This window comes from Streptomyces sp. 2A115 (assembly GCF_052245575.1).
In the GTDB taxonomy this organism is placed as follows: domain Bacteria; phylum Actinomycetota; class Actinomycetes; order Streptomycetales; family Streptomycetaceae; genus Streptomyces.
Window position 1 is genome coordinate 39,057 of the sequence record NZ_JBQQCG010000062.1, and the last position, 20,341, is coordinate 59,397.

The 20,341-nt window shown below is 68.1% G+C and carries 20 protein-coding genes; 16 read left to right on the plus strand and 4 right to left on the minus strand.

From position 1 onward, the window contains the following. Positions 1–68 precede the first annotated feature (68 nt). From ACTWQR_RS38635 to ACTWQR_RS38675, 9 genes are all read left to right on the plus strand, one after another. A complete protein-coding gene (locus ACTWQR_RS38635; RefSeq protein ID WP_443231921.1) occupies positions 69–506 on the plus strand; it encodes a hypothetical protein in 438 nt (145 codons plus the stop codon). Positions 507–673: 167 nt separating this feature from the next. Further along, the gene (locus ACTWQR_RS38640; RefSeq protein WP_443231922.1) at positions 674–3,181 is read left to right on the plus strand and encodes a DUF4132 domain-containing protein; all 2,508 of its coding nucleotides are present in this window, start codon (positions 674–676) and stop codon (positions 3,179–3,181) included. Beyond that, positions 3,178–5,055: a DUF4132 domain-containing protein gene (locus tag ACTWQR_RS38645; RefSeq protein WP_443231923.1), complete on the plus strand. Its 1,878-nt coding sequence runs from the start codon at positions 3,178–3,180 to the stop codon at positions 5,053–5,055. Before ACTWQR_RS38640 ends, ACTWQR_RS38645 begins: the two co-directional genes overlap by 4 nt. Before the next feature lie 75 nt (positions 5,056–5,130). Next, positions 5,131–5,769 carry a hypothetical protein gene (locus tag ACTWQR_RS38650; RefSeq protein ID WP_443231924.1) on the plus strand — a complete coding sequence of 213 codons (639 nt, stop codon included), beginning with the start codon at positions 5,131–5,133 and terminating at the stop codon, positions 5,767–5,769. Continuing rightward, complete coding sequence (locus ACTWQR_RS38655; RefSeq protein ID WP_443231925.1) at positions 5,766–5,960, plus strand: helix-turn-helix transcriptional regulator; 195 nt, start codon at positions 5,766–5,768, stop codon at positions 5,958–5,960. The genes ACTWQR_RS38650 and ACTWQR_RS38655 overlap by 4 nt, the downstream gene beginning before the upstream one ends. 139 nt (positions 5,961–6,099) lie before the next feature. Next, complete coding sequence (locus ACTWQR_RS38660) at positions 6,100–7,020, plus strand: hypothetical protein (RefSeq protein WP_443231926.1); 921 nt, start codon at positions 6,100–6,102, stop codon at positions 7,018–7,020. 13 nt (positions 7,021–7,033) lie between these two features. Continuing rightward, positions 7,034–7,417 carry a hypothetical protein gene (locus ACTWQR_RS38665; RefSeq protein WP_443231927.1) on the plus strand — a complete coding sequence of 128 codons (384 nt, stop codon included), beginning with the start codon at positions 7,034–7,036 and terminating at the stop codon, positions 7,415–7,417. A 216-nt stretch (positions 7,418–7,633) separates the two neighbouring features. Beyond that, on the plus strand, positions 7,634–8,050 hold the full coding sequence (locus tag ACTWQR_RS38670) for a hypothetical protein (RefSeq protein ID WP_443231928.1): 417 nt from the start codon (positions 7,634–7,636) through the stop codon (positions 8,048–8,050). Between the two features lie 375 nt (positions 8,051–8,425). Then, a complete protein-coding gene (locus ACTWQR_RS38675) occupies positions 8,426–9,352 on the plus strand; it encodes a phosphotransferase family protein (protein ID WP_443231929.1) in 927 nt (308 codons plus the stop codon). Between the two features lie 7 nt (positions 9,353–9,359). On the opposite strand, the gene ACTWQR_RS38680 is transcribed toward ACTWQR_RS38675, so the two are convergent. Next, positions 9,360–10,667 (minus strand): hypothetical protein, encoded by a 1,308-nt coding sequence (locus ACTWQR_RS38680; protein WP_443231930.1) that lies wholly within the window; start codon positions 10,665–10,667, stop codon positions 9,360–9,362. A 328-nt stretch (positions 10,668–10,995) separates the two neighbouring features. Between ACTWQR_RS38680 and ACTWQR_RS38685 the strand changes: the two genes are divergently transcribed. The 3 genes from ACTWQR_RS38685 to ACTWQR_RS38695 all read left to right on the plus strand — a co-directional run bounded on the left by ACTWQR_RS38685 (position 10,996) and on the right by ACTWQR_RS38695 (position 13,227). Further along, positions 10,996–11,556, plus strand: coding sequence for a bifunctional DNA primase/polymerase (locus ACTWQR_RS38685; RefSeq protein ID WP_443231931.1), 561 nt, complete (start codon positions 10,996–10,998; stop codon positions 11,554–11,556). Then, entirely contained in the window at positions 11,546–11,851 is a 306-nt protein-coding gene (locus ACTWQR_RS38690) for a hypothetical protein (protein ID WP_443231932.1), read from the plus strand. The genes ACTWQR_RS38685 and ACTWQR_RS38690 overlap by 11 nt, the downstream gene beginning before the upstream one ends. Before the next feature lie 1,049 nt (positions 11,852–12,900). Next, on the plus strand, positions 12,901–13,227 hold the full coding sequence (locus ACTWQR_RS38695; RefSeq protein WP_443231933.1) for a DUF4760 domain-containing protein: 327 nt from the start codon (positions 12,901–12,903) through the stop codon (positions 13,225–13,227). 366 nt (positions 13,228–13,593) lie between these two features. Here the strand turns inward: ACTWQR_RS38695 and ACTWQR_RS38700 are convergent, their stop codons facing one another. The 3 genes from ACTWQR_RS38700 to ACTWQR_RS38710 form a co-directional block, all read right to left on the minus strand. Next, the gene (locus ACTWQR_RS38700; RefSeq protein WP_443231934.1) at positions 13,594–16,203 is read right to left on the minus strand and encodes a tetratricopeptide repeat protein; all 2,610 of its coding nucleotides are present in this window, start codon (positions 16,201–16,203) and stop codon (positions 13,594–13,596) included. Positions 16,204–16,205: 2 nt separating this feature from the next. Continuing rightward, on the minus strand, positions 16,206–16,643 hold the full coding sequence (locus tag ACTWQR_RS38705) for a hypothetical protein (RefSeq protein ID WP_443231935.1): 438 nt from the start codon (positions 16,641–16,643) through the stop codon (positions 16,206–16,208). A gap of 381 nt (positions 16,644–17,024) precedes the next feature. Then, positions 17,025–17,765, minus strand: a complete 741-nt coding sequence (locus tag ACTWQR_RS38710) for a GntR family transcriptional regulator (RefSeq protein ID WP_443231936.1) — start codon at positions 17,763–17,765, stop codon at positions 17,025–17,027. A gap of 200 nt (positions 17,766–17,965) precedes the next feature. Between ACTWQR_RS38710 and ACTWQR_RS38715 the strand changes: the two genes are divergently transcribed. From ACTWQR_RS38715 to ACTWQR_RS38730, 4 genes are read left to right on the plus strand one after another with little or no spacing between them, the layout of a single operon-like run. Further along, a complete protein-coding gene (locus tag ACTWQR_RS38715) occupies positions 17,966–18,313 on the plus strand; it encodes an SCO3933 family regulatory protein (RefSeq protein ID WP_443231937.1) in 348 nt (115 codons plus the stop codon). Beyond that, positions 18,313–19,632, plus strand: a complete 1,320-nt coding sequence (locus tag ACTWQR_RS38720; protein ID WP_443231938.1) for an FtsK/SpoIIIE domain-containing protein — start codon at positions 18,313–18,315, stop codon at positions 19,630–19,632. Before ACTWQR_RS38715 ends, ACTWQR_RS38720 begins: the two co-directional genes overlap by 1 nt. Positions 19,633–19,644: 12 nt before the next feature. Then, the gene (locus ACTWQR_RS38725) at positions 19,645–19,839 is read left to right on the plus strand and encodes a hypothetical protein (RefSeq protein WP_151478111.1); all 195 of its coding nucleotides are present in this window, start codon (positions 19,645–19,647) and stop codon (positions 19,837–19,839) included. Positions 19,840–19,872: 33 nt separating this feature from the next. Continuing rightward, a complete protein-coding gene (locus ACTWQR_RS38730; protein ID WP_443231939.1) occupies positions 19,873–20,163 on the plus strand; it encodes a hypothetical protein in 291 nt (96 codons plus the stop codon). Positions 20,164–20,341: the final 178 nt, after the last annotated feature.

The window sequence follows — 20,341 nt, forward strand, 5'->3', positions numbered from 1 at the left end:
GCGCGGTGGGCCCCGTTTCGTTCCCGCCACTAGAATGTCTTCCGTATCCGAAGAGAGGCCTGACAAGCGTGATCCCGATTCGTCCCGACCGTGTGGTCGAAGAGTTCCTGCGCGTCGTCCCGAACGCCCGCTCCGTGCTCGACGACCTGGCCGCCTCCCATCCCGAGCGCTACGGCGCCTGGCAGGAGGGAAAGGTCGACGACATGCTCGAGTTCTTCCTGCAGGCGTTCACCAGACCGATTCTGCTGCCCCTGCTGCGCGAGGACTCCCCGTCACCGAAGGACGAGGCCGCGATCCGTGCGTGCTTCGAGTACGTCGAGGGCGTCGCACTCGGTGACGATTACCTCCAGAGTTCGCTGCACTTCGGAATTGTGGAACAGTTTATGGAGGGGGAGGAAATGATTCGCCGTGCCTACCGGCACAGCCTCCCGGCGACGCGGGCGGAAATCGTGTCGTTGATTGAGGAGTATCCGGAGACGTTTCGCTCACTGCGCGCGGAATTCTGAAAATCCGTCTTCAGCGCGGCTGAACCGGGTCAAGTGGCGGAATGGGTCCTGCTCGACACGGAACGCGGGTCGTTGCACTTCGGTGCGGATCCGGCGGATCCGGTCTGGTCGGTGCACCGCTCTGACATCGCATCAGGGATGTCAGACCCCTCTGTCATCATCCCGCCATGTTGTACGACGCCTTGGTGGCCGAATCCCGTAGGAACGACTCGCTCGACGACGTGAGGTTGGCCGCGCTCGACCGTGTCCGCTGGCTCGTCGACCTCCTGGAACGTCAGCGGACCGAGTTCCGGCAGTCCATGGGGCCCGAGCACCGGCGATTCGAGGCGGCGGGCGCGGCGACCCAGGCCGAGATCGACGGGCGGCTTGCGTCCTGCGCGGACGAGGAGGGCAGGGCCGCGGTCCTGTGCCTCGTGCTGGCCGCCTGCTTCGACGACACGAGCTTGTGGCAGTACGAAGCCGAGATCGGGCCCTTGATCTCGCGGGTGCGCGGCTGGACGCCCGACGAGGCCGCGGTGCTGCTGCTCCGCACCACGGAGTACGACATGGGCTTCTGGTTCGCCGATTCGCTGGGGCTGGTGCTGAACGTCGCCGACCAGCTCGACGCCGACGGCCGCCGTGCGGTCGTGCCCTGGCTGCGGCACGCACACACGGAGCTCATGGACACCACGGTCGAGGCGCGTCTGCGCGCGTCTCTCGCCCAGCGCCTCCGCACGCTGCTCGCGAGTGTGGACGAGGCGCACATCCCCGAGGACCTGATCCCAGCCGACGCTCCCTGGGCCTCCTCGCTGAGCGACCGTGCGAAGACTTCTCCGACGCCGGAACTGGCGGGCTTTGTGCGGCACTTGGCGAGCCTGTCGGGGCCGCGTCCCGCGCAGCGGTGGCGGCGGACGTGCCTCGAACTCGCGGACGCGGCGGCGGCGCGGGACCTCGTGGCCGACGTCCTGCGGGCGCTGGCCGAGGACGATCCGCTGTGCAGCAGAAGAAGCGGTGCGCACACCGGCTGGATCGGCGACTCGTTCCACTACCACTACGTCGTCCACCAGAACGACGGGGACCTGGCGCGCGGCGTCGTCTGGGCGGCCGCGCTGACCGGCGGCCCGGCCGCGGTGCCGCACCTCGGCGCGCTCGCTCTGCGGACCGGCGGCCGAGGAACCGGCGTGAGCCAGGATCTCAAGCTCGCGGGCGCGGCGATCAACGCGCTGGCCGAGACCGGCGATCCGGCCTCTCTGGAGGCCCTGTGGCGGTTGCGGTCCCGTATCAAGCACCGGGCTCTGCGCAAGCAGCTCGACACCGCGCTGGTGACGGCCGCCGGGAGGCAGGGCATCACGGCCGGGCAGCTCATCGAGCGCAGCGTGCCGGACCACGGCCTGGCGCCGGACGGTTCGCTGGAACGGGAGTTGGGCGGACACCGGGTACGGGTGGCGATCGAGGAAGCGGCGACCGTGCGGCTCACCTTCACACGCCCCGACGGGGGGATGTCCCGTACGGCTCCGGCGGCCGTGAAGGACGGCTTCCCGGACGAGCTCCAGGAGTTGAAGGCCCTGGCCAAGGAGGTGCGGGGGACACTGTCGGGTGAGCGGGCCCGCGTCGAGGCGCTGATGTCGGCCGGCCGCGAGTGGCCGTACGACGAGTGGTGCCGCTACTACCGCGACCATCCGGTCACCGGGGTCCTCGTCCGCGGCCTGATCTGGGAATTGCAGAACACCGAGGATGCCGACGCCGAGTGGCGTGCGGTGGCACCGATGGCCGAGCCGCCCGGCCGGCCCGACCGCGTCCGGTTGTGGCATCCGATCCGGGCGTCGACGGACGACGTCAGGGCGTGGCGGGAGCGGCTCGTCGTGGAGCGGCTGCGGCAGCCGTTCAAGCAGGCGTTCCGGGAGATCTACCTGCTCACTCCGGCGGAGGAGGAGACCGGCGTCTACTCCAACCGGTTCGCCGCCCACATCGTCCACTACCTGCAGCTCTACGCACTGTTCAAGGAACGCGGCTGGCAGGCCAACTTCCTCGGCCGGCACGACGGCGGCTACGACGGGGAGGCGCGGGCCGAGTTCGGCGAGGGCGAGTGGCGGGCCTGCTTCCACCACGAGCCCGCCACGGACGACGACGGCGGCTACGCGCCCGAGCACGCCGCGACGGATCAGGTCCGCTTCGAGCGGCGGGACGGCCGACGCTGGCGGGAGGTTCCGCTGGCGCAGGTGCCCCCGCTGGTGTTCAGCGAGGCGATGCGGGACGTCGATCTCTTCGTCGGCGTGACCTCGATCGCCGCCGATCCCGACTGGACCGACCGGGGCGAGGACCGCTATGCCGCGTACTGGCGGACGGCCACGTTCGGTGCGCTGACGGCAAGCGCGGGAGTCCGCCGCGAGGTGCTGGAACGGATACTGCCGCGCCTGAAAATCGCCGGACGGTGCTCGCTCGACGGCCGCTTCCTGATCGTCCGCGGCGATCTGCGCACGTACAAGATCCACCTGGGCTCGGCCAACATCCTGATGGAACCGGACGACGCCTACCTGTGCATCGTCCCGTCACGCGGCAAGGGCGACGGCAAGGTGTTCCTGCCGTTCGAGGACGAGCGACTCTCCCTGATCCTCAGCAAGGCGTTTCTGCTCGCCGCCGACACCAAGATCACCGACGAGACCATCCTCCGCCAGATCAAGAGGGGTGCCCGATGAGCCTCGCCGCCCGGCTGATGCGCGCACTGACCGACCCGGATTTCGCACTCAAGGTCCTTGAGGACCTCAAGGTCCTTGAGGACAAGGACAGGCACCCGGATCTGTCGCAGGTCTCTGACGAGGAACTCGGCAGCCTGCTCGTGGCGGCCTACCGGGTGGACGCCTCGGCCACGCACGCGATGACGAGGGTCCGCTTCGCGATCGAGAACGCGGCCGGGGAACGGCAGCCGCGTTATACGCCCGACGCGTGCCTTCGGCTTTTCGAGGCGCTCGTGTCGAGGGCCGAGGAGCGTGGCTGGGCGGATCCCACGCCGGCCTTGGTCGCGTTGGAGCGCTGCACGGGCCCGCTGCCCGACGTGTCCGGCCCGGCGGGCACGTTGGTCGGGCTGCTGCTGGAGCAGCAGGTTCCCGTGCGTCAGCCGTACGCGCTGCTCGCGGTCGCGAGACGGGCGGGCGTCGAGACACTGCGTGTGGCCGTAGAGCGCCTCTCCGAGGACGTGGGCCCCGTCGTCGCGGACGAGATCGCCGTTGTCGCCGGCCTCGCCCCCGCCGAACAGGTCCTGCTGTCCGAGATCGGTCGGAGCGACAGATTCTCTCCGCCGCTCCCCGACGCGTGGCACAGGGCGGCAGCCAACCCCGCCTACGTCGCCTTCGCCCGCCGTGCCCTGGAATCCGCAGCCGACCGCACCGACGCGATCCGGGCGGGGGAGATCCCCTACCGGGCGGAGAAGGCGTTCACGGACCGGGAGGTCATCTCGCTGGGACAGGCCGCGCGGGTGGCACTGGTACGCGACGAGCTGTGGCTGCCCTCACTGTTCGACCGGCTGCTGCCCGGCGTCGCCCTCGCCCCGACGTCCGCCAAGACCCTGCCGTCACAGGCCCTCCTGTACGAACTCGTGCGCGCCGCACAGGACTTCCCGACGCCCGAGCTGGTGACCGCGATCCGCACCGTGCGCAGGACCGTCCGGCACGTCGGGGTGCACAAGCAGCTGGACAAGATGATCAAGAAGGTCGAGGCCGCTCTGGCCGAGCGCACCGACGTGGCGCTACGGCTGCCGAGGCTGGAGTTCGACACGGCAACCATCAGCGGCTCCGCCGCGGGCGGCGTACTGCGCCGGTCGGCCGGCGACTACCAGGCCGTCGTCATGGTCACCGAGACCGCCACGCTGACCTGGGAGAAGGACGGCCGCCCGCTGCGCAGCGTCCCGGCGCCGGTCCGCCGTGACCACGCCACCCTGGTCAAGGAGCTGCGCGACCTGGTGAAGCGGGTGAACGCCCAACTCATCACCCTCGTACGCGCGTTGGAGGGCGGCTTCACCGTCGAGGCCGTCCACCCGTACGGCTGGTGGCGCACCGAGCTGGCCGGGCACCCCCTCGCCCGGACCCTCGTACGCCGGCTGATCTGGGAGATCGAGGTCGCACCCGGCGAGTGGCGGGCCGTACTGCCCGAGGCGGACGAGCACCTTCCCGACGCACCCGACGACGCCTCCGTACGGCTCTGGCACCCGCTCCGCTCCGGCCCCCACGCCGTGCGGGCCTGGCGGGACCTGCTCACCGAGCGGCGCATACGGCAGCCCTTCAAGCAGGCGTTCCGCGAGATCTACCTCCTCACCCCGGCCGAGGAGCGGACCCGCGTCTACTCCAACCGCTTCGCCGCGCACATCGTCCACTACCGCAGGATGTTCGCCCTGTTCCGGGCCCGGGGATGGAAGAGCGACCGGCTCGGCCCCTGGGATGGCGGGGACGGCGACGAGGCCGAGCGCACCCTGGCGGTGGGGGAGTGGCGGGTCCGCTTCTTCCACACCTGGGCCGCCTGGGCGGGCGACGACGAACTGGCCTCGAACCGACCAGGTGCGCTTCGACCGCCGGGTTGAGGGCGCCTGGCGCGAGGCACCGCTCGCCGACGTGCCCCCGCTGGTGTTCAGCGAGGCGATGCTGCGCCGCAAGGGGTGTCGGCGTACGACGCGGACTATGTGGCCGTCGGCTACGCCAAGCGGCTCGCCGACCACTACGGCGTGGCTGTCGTCCTTGTCCACCACGTTCGTAAGGCGGGTTCCGAGGACTTCCTCACCGAGGTCTCCGGCACCAACGGCATCGCCGGAGCCGCGGACGCCACCCTTGTACTGAAGCGGGCGCGCGGCCAGGCGGACGGCATCCTGTATGTCACCGGACGCGACGTGGACGAAGCCGAGTACGCCCTAAGCTTCCAACCCGCCTCCGGCGCGTGGCACTTGTTGGACGGTCCGGTGTCCGACCACACCGTCAGCGACACCCGCGCCACGATCCTGCGCTACGTCCGCGCTCACCCCGGCGCCAAGCCGAAGGACATGGCAGGCGAGCTGCCGAACGTCGACCTGGACACGATCCGGCGCACCTGCAACCGCATGGCCGACGCCGGACAGCTCACCAAGGACCCCGGCGGCCGGTACTACCCGGACACCGAAACCCGGACAGAGGGCACGCCAGAGGTGTCCGCACTGTCCGGCTGTCCGGTTACACCGTCTGACCAGCACGAACACCCCGGACAGTCGGAATTGCAGCTGTCCGGCCTGTCCGGTGCGGACGAAGCCGAGGGAGAGGCGGAATGAGCGCCCGTACGCAGGACGAAAAGATGACCGTCCAAGAGGTCATCACCGATCTGAAGGTCGCCCCGTCGACCTTCTACCGGTGGTGCCAACTCGGCAAAGGACCCCGCGCAATCAAACTCCCCAACGGCGACGTACGGATCCGGCGGTCGGAGTACGAACGTTGGCTTACAGAGCGGGAGGACGCTGCGTGAGCACGGATGACAACGCTCTTGTTCTCCGGCCGCACGGGGAGGCCAAGCCGGGGTATTCCCTCGATGTCCGACTGTGGAAAGTCACGGAGGTCAATCGGAAAGCGCGCCCGTACAACTGCGATGGGTCGTAGGCGGGAAGGTGAGTAGCGCGACGTTCGCCACGTCGGCACTAGCCGAAAACCGAAGCTCGGAATTGCGCCAGGCAATGCGCAGGGGCGAGGCTTTCGAGATCGCAAGCGGACAGCCTGAGTCCGAAGTCCGCGCGGCAGCGGAAGCGGCGAAAGCCTCAGAAGAGGAACCGCCGTTGCGGTGGTTCGAGTTCTGCCGCAAATACGTCGCCGGGCGGTGGCGTACGAGTGCAGCCAAGACCCGAGAGGGCATGGCGGACGGTCTTGCAGCCGTGACGCTCGCCATGGTCAAGCGCGGGGACGGCGTTCCATCGGATGAGCAATTGCGGTTGGCCTTCCGGTGGGGGATCGTGCCTGCGCATGCTGGGGAGGATCCGCCGGCCGACCTCAAAGCCGCGTATGACTGGCTCACGACGATGGATCGTCCGGTGGGCGATGTGGCAGACGCTGAGGTGTTCGAGGGCGTGCTCTACCGCCTCGGTTACAAGCTGGACGGCACCCCGGCGGCGGGCGACACGTACAGGCGGCGCCGCCGGGCCCTGAACAGCGTTCTCGAACACGCGGTGGTTGCGGGAGACCTTTCGGGGAACCCGCTTCAGCGCGCCCGCCGGAAGCACGTCGGCTCCAATGACGTGGTGGACCGGCGAGTCCTCGTGAACGCCCTACAGGCCCGTCAGTTGCTCGCGGCAGTTTCCTACGTCGGGTCGTGGGATCGGTGCCGTGGGAGGCGCCTGGTGGCCTTCTATGCAGTCCTGTACTACGCGGGCCTGCGTCCGGCTGAGGCGGTCGGGCTGAGGCGGTCTGACTGCCATCTACCGGACGAGGGATGGGGCACGCTGACGCTTCGGGAGACGCGTCCCGTCTCCGGAAAGGGAATGGACCGATTCCGGGGAACGTCACGACCGCCGCGGGCTCAAGGCGCGGGAGGCTAAGAGCGACCGTCCGGTGCCTATCCCGCCCGTTCTGGTGGCGATCCTGCGGGCGCACCTGGACGCGTTCGGCACGGCCAAGGAGAGGCGCGTGTTCGGCAGCGAGCGTGGGGGAGTGGTCGGCTCTTCTACCTATTGGCGGGTGTGGGAGGAGGCGCGGGAGTACGCGCTCCCGCCTGAGCGCGTCGACACGCCGTTGGCTGGTCGGCCGTACGACCTGCGACACGCCTGCATCACGCGTTGGCTGAACGCGGGGGTGCCGATTGCTGAGGTTGCCCGGCGAGTCGGCAACTCCCCTGAGGTGATCCACCGCCGCTATCACGGCTGTATCGATGGTCACGAGGAAGTGGCTAACGCGCAGATTGAAAAGGCACTGGAGGAGGATGGTGACGCTACATAGCGACCCGTTTCATCGCGTGGCGTTGGCATGCGGGCGACCGACGCGCGTCATGCGGGCAATAGGAGAGGTCCTCAGAACCATCATCTGGGCCAGACGAGTGACGCTATCCGCCCTATCGGTGTAGGATCCATCGCTTGATCAATAATTCCTGCAATGGTTCTGAGAGGAGGGAGCTAATTCCCACACAAGCAGCTGGGCTGTGACAAGGAGACGTCCATGAAGGCGGTCAACAACGTCGTGGTCACCGTCGGTGGTCAGACGATCCCTGGGTACACCAGGGACCCAATCGACCTGAATTGGGGGGCGGGTGGTGCATATCTCTACCTCTCCTACGAGCTCGTAGAGAACCCCCCCAACCCGATCACTGATCTGACCGTGATCTGGGGCGATAGCCCCGATATCTCAGCCCCGGCAGGATATGAGAAGATTAACCACGATCTGAACGAAGGGGCGGAAGGGAAGTGGATCTACTTCTGTATCCGCCGCGGTGGCCCTGATGGGCCGGTCAGGGACCTCAAGATCATCGCTGGGGACAGTGCTGACACTCAGCCGGAGGCCGGCTGGGAGCGCATTCCCGTGGACCTGAATGCGGGCTCCGGCGGGAAATTCATCTACGCGTGCCAGCGTAGGTAACCGCGGAGTCGTGCGGTGTGTACAGAACTGCTGTGACGCCACACGGTGAGGAGCGTGCGAGTACGTGGCGTGTATCGCAGATAGTGTGGACGCTGAGAGACAGTGATAGAGGGCGGGAGTCAGTGAGACTGACTCCCGCCCTCTTCTATCGGCATCCGCCCTGGTCAGCGCTCGATTTCTGCTGTTCCTAGGCGAGTGCCCCCGGCAGGATTCGAACCTGCGCACACGGCTCCGGAGCCCAGGTGAGGCCCTGCGTCTTTTGGGGCTCTGACCTGCGGCGGAGTGATGGTCATGAGGCCTGCCGAGCAAGGTCATTACGCCCCTATTACGTAGGCGGCCTGTCGAGTGCCGGGGCGGCGCCGTATGGTCGAAGGCATGATCTCGGGCAGCGGCGGGGGCCAGGACGGCGGCACGGAGTTCACGGCGGAAAGCCTTGAGGCTGTCCTGCGCGAGGCATGCGGGACGGCCGGACTGGACTCGGACGGCGCCGAGTTGCTGCGGCTCGGCTCCAACGCTGTGTACCGCTTATCGACGTCGCCGATCATCGTCCGCGTTGCTCGTGACCCCGATGCCCTGGAAGAGATGGAGCGGGCGGTACGGGTCGCGCGGTGGCTGGAAGCGGAGGACCTTCCCGCTACGCGGGTGCCGGCGGGCGTCTCGCAACCGCTGGTGGTCGGCGGCCTGGTCGTGACCTTCTGGGAGAGCGTGCAGGAGCGCGAGGAGTACGCCACGGTGGGTGAGCTGGCTGACCTACTGCGCCGACTTCACTGGCTTGAGGAGCCCGAGTCCCTGAGGCTCCCGTACTTTGATCCGTTCGCGAAGCTGTCGGGCTCTCTGAGGCAGATGAACGGCGTCACGGAGGAAGACCGCACGTTCCTGGAGGATCGTGCCGCAAAGCTGAACAAGGACTACGACCGGCTGGACTTCGTCCTCCCCTTCGGGATGATCCACGGGGACGCGAGCATAGGCAACGTGATCCGTCACCGGGACGGTCACGCGGTGCTCATCGACCTCGACGGCTTCGCGCTGGCCCCGCGCGAGTGGGATCTGATCCAGACCGCGATGTTCTACGACCGGTACGGCTGGCACACGAAGGCTGAGTACGCAGAGTTCGTTCACCGATATGGCTTCGACGTAATGAACTGGCCTGGCTACGAGACCTTGGCGCATCTTCGTGAACTGATGATGGTTGCCTGGCTCGGTCACCAGGTCGCTGCCAGTGAGCGTTCCGCGGCGGAGTTTGCCCGGCGCGTGCGGTCGCTGCGAACGGGCGAGGGGCGAGACTCGTGGGGCCCTTTCTGAGACGTGGTCAGATGCCGAGCTGGGCCTCCGAAGCAACCCACAATCTGTGTTCCTGGGCCTGCTCTGTGAAGTCCCGCGAGATCGCGCTGTCACCGGCGGCAGCAAGGTCCTGCCGGAACTCGGCGAGATAGCTGACGCAACGGGCGGACTTGAGCTGTTCCCCGAGATCGAGGGCATCGAGTGCGACGCGGCAGGCCTCCTCGGTTTCTCCGGCTCGTAGGTGGGCATCGGCGAGAACCATGGTCGCGAAGAAGTCACTTCGCACGTGGCTTCCACTCATGGCGTTCTCGCCGTGGGCAACGGCCTGGCGGGCGCTGTTCACGTCGCGGAAGCAGTGCGCAGCTTCGGCGGCAAGCTCGGCCTCGTCGAAGTAGCTGATCCACTCCGGCTCGTCGTCGCTGTTCCGACTCTCCAGAGACCTGGTCGCTGCGCTCAGCGCGGCCTCGCATGCGGTGACGTCACCTGTACGCGCGAGTGCGCGGGCTTCCATGGCGTGGAACTGGGCGCGCAGGGTCGGTGTGGCTACTGGGGAAATGCCCATGAGCGCGGCACGGGCGAGTGTCGCGCCGTGCGTGTACTGGCCGAGGAACGTGGCCTGGTGACTCATCGCGGAGAGGATGCTCCCCGCGAGTCGACGGTCGTTGGCGTCCTGGGCCAACCGGAGCGCCTGAAGGAAATACCGCTGCGCGAGGCCGTGATGACACGAGTCGTAGGACATCCAGCCGGCGAGCAGCGTCGCCTCAGCGGCAGTGGAGAAGAGGGCTCGCCCTACTTGCTCTGTGTACTTGCCCCTCAACATCGGCAGAACGTCGTTACTGAGGTACTGGATTACGGCATGCCGCGCGTGATCCCCACCGAACTGGTCGTCGAGTTGGGCAAACAGGTCCGCGGTGGTCTTGATGGCGGCCACGTCGCCCAGCCCAACACGCATGCCCTCCGAGCGTGGTCGGGGAATCGCAGGCTCGGGCGCCACCAGCCAGCGTAAGGACGCTTCACTCCACGCGTGCTCGGATGGTTCGGCCTCCAACAAGGGCTCGTACCGGTTGAGGTCGGCTCGCCACAGCTTCCCGACGGCCTGGATCGCCCCATCCGGACTGGCCGGATAGCCGGCGTCCAGGAGCGCGGAGTCCTGCTGCGAACCGTGGTTCAGCCCGAGTTCCGCCGCACTGACGCCGTAGACGTCACAGAGGAGCGGGCTGTAGAAGTCGTCCGGGGTGCTGTGCCCGTTCTCCCAACTGGCAATACGGCGCTTGACACTCGCGTCCGACGGAAGCTGATGGCCACGCCGCGCGGCGGCTTGGCGCAACTCACGCACCAATCGCGGCTGACTCCACCCTCGACCTGTTCGGGCCTCGCGTAAGCGAACGCTGATCGACTCCATCGGGGGACGTGACCGTTCCTTCCCTGCACGTGTGCCGGTGCGGCGACTCGCTCCCTGCAATGAATGTACGCGTCCGTCACCGCCTGTGGCAGGCAAGTAACAGAGATCGCCCTTGGGTTCGGGATGACGGGGGATGACGCATCGCGCGCTGATACGTCATCCCCCGTCACCTCTCGTCATCTGCCGTGGTCAGGCCACGTGCCCCGAGTCTGGATGCACGGCGGCACCGAGCCGCAACACAGTCCGACTGAGGTGGGAAGACGTGCAGAGGATGACCAGGAGGGGCGTCGAGTGGCTGTCCACTGCGGCCGACGATCCGGCGATGTGTCGGAGTGTCTGGGCGGACGACCCGCGTAGGCCCTGCATGCTCTCGGCGGGCCGCATCTTCGATGTCGTGGCGGTCGAACAGCGCCTCGGCCTCGAGGTCTTCGACCAACTGCTCCGCCGAGGCTTGCCGTTCGGCCCCACCGTTCTGGATCGCAAAGCCAGCCGTGTCGGCTTCTTCCTGGGGTCTGGCAGTCAGGAACCCTTCACACACTTCCTCGGCCAGGAGACGGCGGAGCCGCCTGACTATCGCTACCTCGGCAGTGATTCCGTGGTGGTCGTACCGGGCCCGATGCCGATGGACGGCGATCGGTATCAGTGGCTGCGGGCTCCATCACGCCGCCCGGAGGCGAACCCGCTGCGCGCGGTGGCTCTCGCGACCATGCTCGTGGCCTCTGCTGAACTGCTTGCGCGAGCAGACCGATACAGCGAGCGGTATGCCACTCCGTACGCAGCCGTCGCGGCGCTTCCCGAGGGGGCTGCCACCGATGCGGGATGACGCAACCGAACGTCATGACGCTGCTGAATGGTCGGCCCTGCACAGCGAGGGGTGGTACGCCGCCCGGAACGCGACCAGCGCTCTACGCGATGCCCTCATCCGCGCGGGCATGGAGAAGGACTTTCCATACCTCCGAGCGGACTTGAACGCCTTCGGGCACGGCCTGATCGAACTCGGGCGCGTGTCTCCCGCAACGGCAGAGCGCTTGGCCGAGTTGCTCCGGCTCGCGCTGTCATCCGCAGAAGAGAGCCCGACGAACGCGGACACGACCACGAGGAACGACAGGGAGAGCTGAAGCCATGACCGACAGGCAAGGAGTGACAGCCAAGCGCGCTGAGGACCTGCTCCCCGGTGTCCCCTACGTCCGCGGCTGGATACAGGCTCGACGGAGTGCCGGAGTCTTGGCCGAGCAACTCAACGCCCTGGGCTTGGGCTCTGACTTCCCCGGCCTGGTCGCTGACGTGAACGTGTTCGGTGACGGCCTGGTGCGCCTCGGCACCATCCGCCCGGAGGCGGCAAGCGGCACTGCTACTGGCCGAACTGATCACGTCGGGGCTCGCGGTAAATACGCAGCCCGACGTTCCGGCTCAGGCGTCGCCGGAGACTCCTCACCAGCAAGCGTCCGCAGCTTGAGCAAGTGAACCACGAGCCCCGGCTCGTCGCGGTCCGAGCAAGCCTCCCGCGATCTGCCGGCCCTGGGCCCCGCACGGCATCTCGTCGCCCCGGCGAGTGCCGTGCGGGGCTTCGACCTGTCGAGCGCCTTCCGGTCCGTGGCCTGCCGCTCGGCCGGGACCGGCGCCCCAGCGCCGCAGCCCGGACGAACGGCAGGCCACCAAGGCAGATTCCAAAGCGGCACAGAGGACACACGGCGGAAGCCCGCACTGAACATCAGCTTGGGATGTTGGGGCATTGTGGGGCCGGTTGGGGTGCTGACCTGGGCGTACGGCCGGTCTCTGGCCTTCGCGGGCTCGGCTGCGTCCACCGTGCTTCCCCGCTCGATCTGGTGCGGTTGTGGTGCGGCGTCGAGCGGTGCAGGGCCAGTGGACATCAAAGTCGTGCCCGTGCGACGGTGCCGCATGACCGTTGCCTCGATCAGCTCGTGGTTGCCGAATGTCCCGGGTCTTTTGGGGAACTCGCGAAGCGGCTAACCTCCGCCTATGAGTCTGTCACTCGCACTGAACCTGCTGGCAGTCTTCTTATCGGCCGTCGCAGTAGTCACCTCAGTCACTGTGGCGCATCGGCAACTCCGAGTCGCGCAGCACTCGAACGTACTTCCCATTGTCTTGCAGCTTTTCAAAGAGACCCGAGATCCCGAGTTCTCACGGGCAATCGAGTACATAAGCCATGATCTGGCAAGGGAACATTCACCCGAGAACGGATACCGGAAACTGCCACCAGAAGCACGGCGGCACGTCAGACGTGTCAGTTGTGTTCTACGATGATGTGGGTAAACTGGTGGCTTTTGGTGTAGTCGACGAGCGTCTCGTTATCGGATCTCATGGATTGAACATCGTCAGCATGTGGGATGCCTTGGCCCCGTATATTTACAGGGAGCGAGTCTTATCTACCCCGGCCATGCTGTACTTCGAGGACCTCGCGGCCAGGGCAAAGACCAGGCCCATGGCAACGGTCCACGCGCAACTTGGGCTGTCTCAGTGCCTTCCACCATGACATTTACGCTTGACCACGAAGATTTGACGGCTCGGACATCCGCCTGAGCCTCAGCCGACGACAGTCAGCCACAGCCGCGGGTCAGCCGACCGACCGCGCGCGTATGCTTCGCTGTACCTCCACTGGCCTCAACTACGCTGCCGGTGCCGTCGACCAGAGCAAGTTGCGACCGCCGGCACGTGAAGATTACCGAACCTCCTCCCCAAGACCTCAGCTTGGGAAGCTCAGGTGATCCAGCGCGGTTCGCACGGCTGACCTGCGGCGGGGCCGCGTTGCACTCCTGTAGGCCGTTGTTTCGTTCCCCAGTGTTCCCCGTGGTTCCCCGTACGATCTGGCACGGGTCTGGCACGACCTCTTAGCCTCGGACTACGGGCGGGGCGGTCGCTGAAACCAGCTGGGCAGGTCATGCGGCTGGTGGGGGTTGGTAGCGGTTGCTGAGGTTGCTGGATTTCCCTGCTGTACTGCTTCGGCTTCTCGGTAGGCGGACGTGAGGTTGTCGCGGAGTGCCAGGGTGTGGGGGTGGGTGTCGCCCAGGACCTGCTCGCACTGGGTGAGGGTGGCCTCGTACAGGGGGATGGCCCGCCCCAGATCCCCCACCGCCTGGTAGGCGTAGGCGAGGTTGTTGCGGCTGCTCAGGGTGTCGGGGTGAGTGTCGCCCAGCACCTGCTCGTACTGCGCGAGGGTGGCCTCGTACAGGGGGATGGCCCGCCCCAGATCCCCCGCCGACTCGTAGGCGGACGCGAGGTTGTCGCGGAGGGCCAGGGTGTCGGGGTGGGTGTCGCCCAGGACCTGCTCGTACTGCGCGAGGGTGGCCTCGTACAGGGGGATGGCCCGCCCCAGATCCCCCGCCGACTCGTAGGCGTAGGCGAGGTTGTGGCGGCTGTTTAGGGTGTGGGGGTGGGTGTCGCCCAGGACCTGCTCGTACTGGGTGAGGGTGGCCTCGTGCAGGGGGATGGCCCGCCCTGGATCCCCCGCCGACGCGTAAGCGAGCGCGAGGTTGTTGCGGCTGTTTAGGGTGTCGGGGTGGGTGTCGCCCAGCACCCGCTCGCGCTGCGCGAGGGTGGCCTCGTGCAGGGGGATGGCCCGCCCCAGATCCCCCACCGACGCGTAAGCGAGCGCGAGGTTGTTGCGGCTGGTCAGGGTGTCGGGGTGGGTGTCGCCCAGCACCCACTCGCGCCGCGCGAGGGCGGCCTCGTACAGAGGGATGGCCCGCCCCAGATCCCCCACCGCCCGGTAGGCGGCTGCGAGGTTGTTGCGGCTGGCCAGGGTGTCGGGGTGAGTATCCCCCAGGACCTGCTCGCGCTGCGCGAGCGTGGATTCCAACAGGGGGATGGCCCGCCCCGGATCCCCCACCGAGTTGTAGGCGAGCGCGAGGTTGTTGCGGCTGGTCAGGGTGTCGGGGTGAGCGCCCCCCAGGACCTGCTCGTACTGGGTGAGGGTGGCCTCGTGCAGGGGGATGGCCCGCCCCAGATCCCCCGCCGACTCGTAGGCGCTCGCGAGGTTGCCGCGGCTGGCCAGAGTGTCGGGGTGAGTGTCGCCCAGCACTTGCTCGCTTTGGGTAAGGACGGCAGTGCGAAGTGTGATGGTGTGGGCGTTGCGGCCTTGCCGGCGCAGGTACTGGGCAGCCTGGTGGTAGGTGTCGGCGGTGTCGTCTGAGACGGGGGTGTTTGGTGGTGTGGACTCGGCCAGGGCCAGGATGTGTGGGAGCAGGCGGTCCCATGGGGCGGTGGGTTCGGGCAGCGGGCCATCCGACGGAGCGGGCAGGGACTGCCGGACGGCCTCTTCGGCCTCCGTGCGGCCCGGGGCGTAGGCGTCGGGCTCGGATTCGGCCGGGGTGCGGGTGCGTAGGACGGTCTGTACGAGGCGGTGGACGCTGACGCCCTGACGGTCGTCGGTGAAGGCGATCATGTTGTAGGCGTGCAGGTCTCCGAGGGCATTGCCCAGCTCGATCGGGTTGGGGGCGAGGGAGCCCAAGAGGGTGCGGGGGATGTCGTTGGGGGCCAGCCAGGCCATGGTGTGCAGGAGGGTGACGGCCAGCGGGTCGCGGTGGGTGATGGCGATGAGTGTCTTCTCCCAGATGCGGGCGATGGTCCGCTCGGGGGTGATGACGTCACGATCCTCGTCCAGGGCCAGTCCCAGTGAGCGGCGGTAGGTGTCCAGGTCGGTGCCGGTCCGGTACGCGTAGGCCCCGGCCTGCTCCAGGGCCAGCGGCAGACACCCCAAAACCTCGGCCAGCCGCCGCGCCGCCTCCCGCTGCTCACCAGTGGGGGTGCGGCCGGGGAAGGTGATGGTGCACAGCAGGTCGGTGGCTTCGTCCAGGGGGAGCAGGCCCAGGGCCATGGTGGGGGCCAGGGTGTGCCATCCGGTGGCTTTGCGGCTGGTGGCCAGATGGTGACCGCCGGCCAGGGTGCCCAGGTAGGGGCGCAGGTGCGTCGGGTCCTCGACGTTGTCGAAGATCAGCAGCCAGCCCGGGTGCGCCTGCAACCAGGTGATCGCCCATGCCGCCCGCTCGTCCGGACCGGCCGTCCCGGCCCACTGCGGACACAGCCCCATGGCCAGCCCCGCCAGACTGGTCACGATTGACTCGGGGGACTCGGCGGTGATCCACCACACCAGCGTGTACGCGCTGCGGTAGCGGTCGGCGTAGTGCAGGGCCAGAGAGCTCTTGCCCACGCCGCCCAGCCCGTGAATCGCCCGTACCCGCGACTGCACCACCGCGGCCGAGCCCTCGCCCGCCAGCATCCCCCGCAGGTCGGTCAGTTCCTGCTCACGGCCGACGAAGACCCCCGATACCGACTCCGGCAAGAACCCCGCCCCCCGCGGCGCCTGAACCGTCAGCGCCCAGTGCACTGCCTCCCCCGGCAGCATCACGACCCGCGCGTTGTCCCCGCTGATCGCCACCCCGATCGAACCGCCTGCGGCTATCGACCGATCTCCGGAGACCTCCACCCGCACCGGCTCCCCCGGGACCGGCACGCTCACCGCTGTGCCGGGTGGATGGTGGTGTTGTCGCCGGAGGCCGCGATGCCGATGTGCTGCGCGCCGATCGCACGCGTCCCCGACACGTTCACCGTCACCCCACCAGCCGCCGGCAGCAGGGCGGCCACCTCACGGGCCAGCTCCGCGTCCTCCCGCAACGCCCGCTTGATCTGCTGCCGCAACGCCCCTGCCGCATCCTCGTCGTCCGGCTCCTCGGCAGCCTCCCGCACCGCCGACTCCAAAGCGGCGCGGCCTTGGTCGTCCCGGCGGTGCCACACCACCCGCAGAATCCGCTGCCCCAGACTCGCCGTTGCACCGGCCGCAGCGTCCACGGCCGCGTCCTGGGCCCGGCTGAACACCGCCGCCCCGTAGGCGCCCACCGCCGCCGACAGATACGGCCCGGCCTGCTCCACCAGCTGAACGATCTCCGTACCCATGCCCGCCCCTGACTGAACGTCACCCGATCCGTGCCGGTGACCAAGCGTAGGAACACACGACACTCCGTGAGTACAAAACGCCGAAACCACCCCGCGCGGTTCCGCGCCCCACCACCCCCCAACCACGACGCACCCGCGCATGATGTCGGGCCGCCTCCCCTCCGAGAGAGGGCCGGGGTGTGGGGCGGAGCCCCGCGTCTGTTCCAACTCTCTCTGGATAGCAGCTGACTGCGGCGCCGGCCGGGCCGCGCGCCGGAGCGGGGCGAAGACAGGAGCGGCGGCGCGCGGCCCGGGCGAGCGCCGCGCTTGCGCGGCGGCTTGATGACGTGGAGAAAGTCTGAGCCAACCGGGGGTGCGCTTCGGTTGCGCTCCGATGTCCGGCTACAGCCTGAACGAGAGTTCCAAGTCGTCGCCGGGGAGGTGGAACTCCTCAAGGGCCAGCGGCTTGTCCGTCTCGTTGAGCGTTACGCGGATGACGTGCAGGAGTGGGACCCCGTTCGGGAGGCGGAGGGCCTGGGCCTGGTCGGGGAGGGGCATGCGGGTGCGGACGTACTCCGTGAAGTGGAGTTCGTGGTCCAGCTCCGCGAGCGCCCCGTAGAGCTCCGGTGCTGGGGGCGGTGCCTCCTCCTCGTACTTGGTGTCGACCAGTACCGAGAACGGCACGTACGTGCGGTGGAGTTGGCGGAGGCGGCCGTGGTCGGCTGTCTGCAAGGCGTCGTACGTGAACATCGGCTCGCCCGGCGGGATGCGGAGTAGGTCCGCCAGGGCCATCGGGGCGTCAGTGCGGGTGGCTACGGAGGGCTCGGCGTCCTCCCATCGGATGCCGTCAGCTTCTACGTATCGGCCGTCGGGTGCCAGGCGCACGCCGCGCGGGCGCGTGAGGCTTGGGCGGCTCTGGGGCGAGCGGGCGAACGTGCCCCTGCCCATGATCGCCTCGACCAGACCGGATGCCCTCAGCTCTGTGAGGCCCTGACGGACTGTGGGACGCGTCACGCCGAACTGCTTTGCCAACGCCTCCTCGGACGGGAGGGGTTGGCCGGCGGGGAAGGTGCCGTTCAGGATGCCTTCGCGCAGGTAGTCGGCAATCTGCCGGTACTTCGGCTGCGTGTTCTTCGGCGGCATGCAGGGCCCTCCAAGGCCGGTTCGCCTCGCGGCTGTCCAAGAAGCTGGGCAAGTTGACCAACTTCTTGGACAGCGTCCCCCATCACAAGACGGTTGACAACCCGTACTACGGGTCGCACTCTGGATTCGTCACCCGTACTACGGGTGGTCTAGCAGCCCGAAGGATCGGCCTTCGGGCGCCAGAGATGAGGAGTTCAACAGTGGCAAGCCTTCCGATCGACACCGCGAAGTTCACGGGGATCATCTGCGCCGTTCCCCCGACTCCGCGGGTTGCCAATCGTGAGACCGGTCAGCTCCGCGTTGACCGTGAGACCGGAAAGACCATGTACCAAGTCGGCCTCTGCCTGATGGCTGGGTCGTCGGCGGACGTGGTGAACGTGAGCGTGGCTGGGGAGCCCAACGGTGTGCAGCTCGGTATGCCGGTGGCGGTGCGGGACCTGGTCGCCACTCCGTGGGAGAACGACGGGCGGCACGGGATCGCCTTCCGTGCTGCGGAGATCCGGCCCCTGAACGCTCCGGCTTCGGCTGGGAAGGGGGCCGGGCAGTGATGATCCTGGCCTCCACCTCTTCGGCTGGGGCGACCTGGCCGAGTTGGGTACTGCTGGTGGCCACAGTGCTGGTGTCGGGCCTGCTTATCGCGGGCCCGGCCCTGCGCCGCCGCTACCCCGTGGCCTGGTGGCTGCTACTCGGCTTCCCGGCCGTGGCCTTCCGGGTGACGTACACCTGGCGGGCATTGATGGCCGGGTGCGGGCTCGCCGTTAGTCGTCGACCGGCGCTGACCGTAGTGTCCGGGCTCGTCGGCAACGGGGCACCCCCTCCTCAGCCGCGCGTCCCTCGGCGCGGGGTCATACGACCGACCGTCGGCGGATTCTGGCTGCTGGTGCGGCTGTTGCCGGGGCAGGTGCCCGAGGACTTCGTCAAGGCGGGGCCCGCCATGGCGGAGGACTGGCAGGTCCATGCGGTGCGGGTGACCTCCTGGAAGCCGGGAACCGTGCGGATCGCTGCTTCGGTGGCGGATCCGTTGGCGGCTCCTCGGGTGCCGAAGCAACGCGGGCCCGGTCATCTGCTCCGGGTCGCGGTGGGTGCGCTGGAGACCGGTGCCGCATGGGTGGTCGACCTGCGCCGCGTGCCGCACTGGCTGATCGTCGGTGCCACTCGTTCCGGCAAGTCGACGCTGATCAATGCGCTCGTTGCGGGGCTGGCTCCGCAACCGGTCGCGCTGGTCGGGATCGATTGCAAGGGCGGCATGGAACTGTCGCTCTACGAGCCCCGGTTGTCCGCGCTGGCGACCAACCGCGAACAGGCGGTCAAGCTCCTGGTGGCGCTCGTAGACCTGACGCTCGACCGTATGACCGTCTGTCGGGCGGCTCGCGTACGCAACATCTGGGGCCTTCCCGAGAAGGAACGTCCGGTCCCCGTCGTCGTGATCGTCGACGAGATCGCGGAACTGTTCCTCGTCGCGAGCCGGAACGAGAAAGACGAAGCGCAGGCGGCCGGTACGGCGCTTATCCGGTTGGCTCAACTCGGCGCGGCACTCGGGGTGTTCCTCGTCGTGGCCGGCCAGCGGGTCGGCTCCGATCTGGGGCCGGGAGTCACAGCCCTGCGGGCCCAACTCGGTGGGCGAGTGTGCCATCGGGTGGCCGATCCCGGTACCGCAGAGATGGCGCTCGGAGACCTCAACCCCGATGCACTCAAGGCGGCGCAAGCCATCACACCGGAACAGGCCGGTACCGCGGTCCTGGCCTCCGGCGACGGCTGGGAACGCGCTCGCTCTCACCTGGTCACCGAGGCCGACGCGGAAGCCATCGCGGCCGAGTACGCGCACCTGACCCCGGTCCTGCCCGAACTGCTCGCCGCAGCGAAGTGAGAGGGGGCCGCCGTGCTGGTGTCCATGTCGGCCGTGCTGTTACTCGGCCTCCTGATCTGGTTCCTGTTGCGCATCCGCTATCTGCGCTTGCCCGACGTGCTGCTCTGCGGAGCCTTCGGCTTCCTGCTCTCAACGACCGTGGCCGCGCCGGTGGTTCAGGCGTTCCTCGACGGCGTGAGCGGCTTCCTCGGCCAGCTCCGCTTCTGAATCGACCCGATCAAGGAAAGGAAGGGGTGAGCCATGCCCGCGTACGTCATCCGCTCCGGTGACCGTGCCGCGTTCATCGCCGGTCTCCGTGAGCTGGTGGATTTCCTCTCCACCAACCCCGATGTCCTCGTACCGCGCACCGCGTCGTTCGGCATCTTCGTCGACGCCTCCGACCCTGCCGCTCGCAGGGAGGGCGCGGAACGTGTCGCCACGCCGCTCGGCGTCCCCGTGGAGGACATCGGCGAGGGCTACTACAACGCACGCCGCGGCTTCGGACCGATCGCGTACAGCGTGATCGCGATACCGCCCGAGGAGCGGCAGTGATCGCCCGTACGAAGGGCTCCCGACGGGGCGCGAAGTCGCCAAACCCGACCCCGTCAGGAACCCACTCCATCCGCCACATGAGCAGTGAAAGGAGCACTCACACTTTGTCCACCGCGCATCGTTCGCGCAAATCCCCTCTGCCGGACTGTGAACTGAGGGGCACCGATTCCGAACGGTC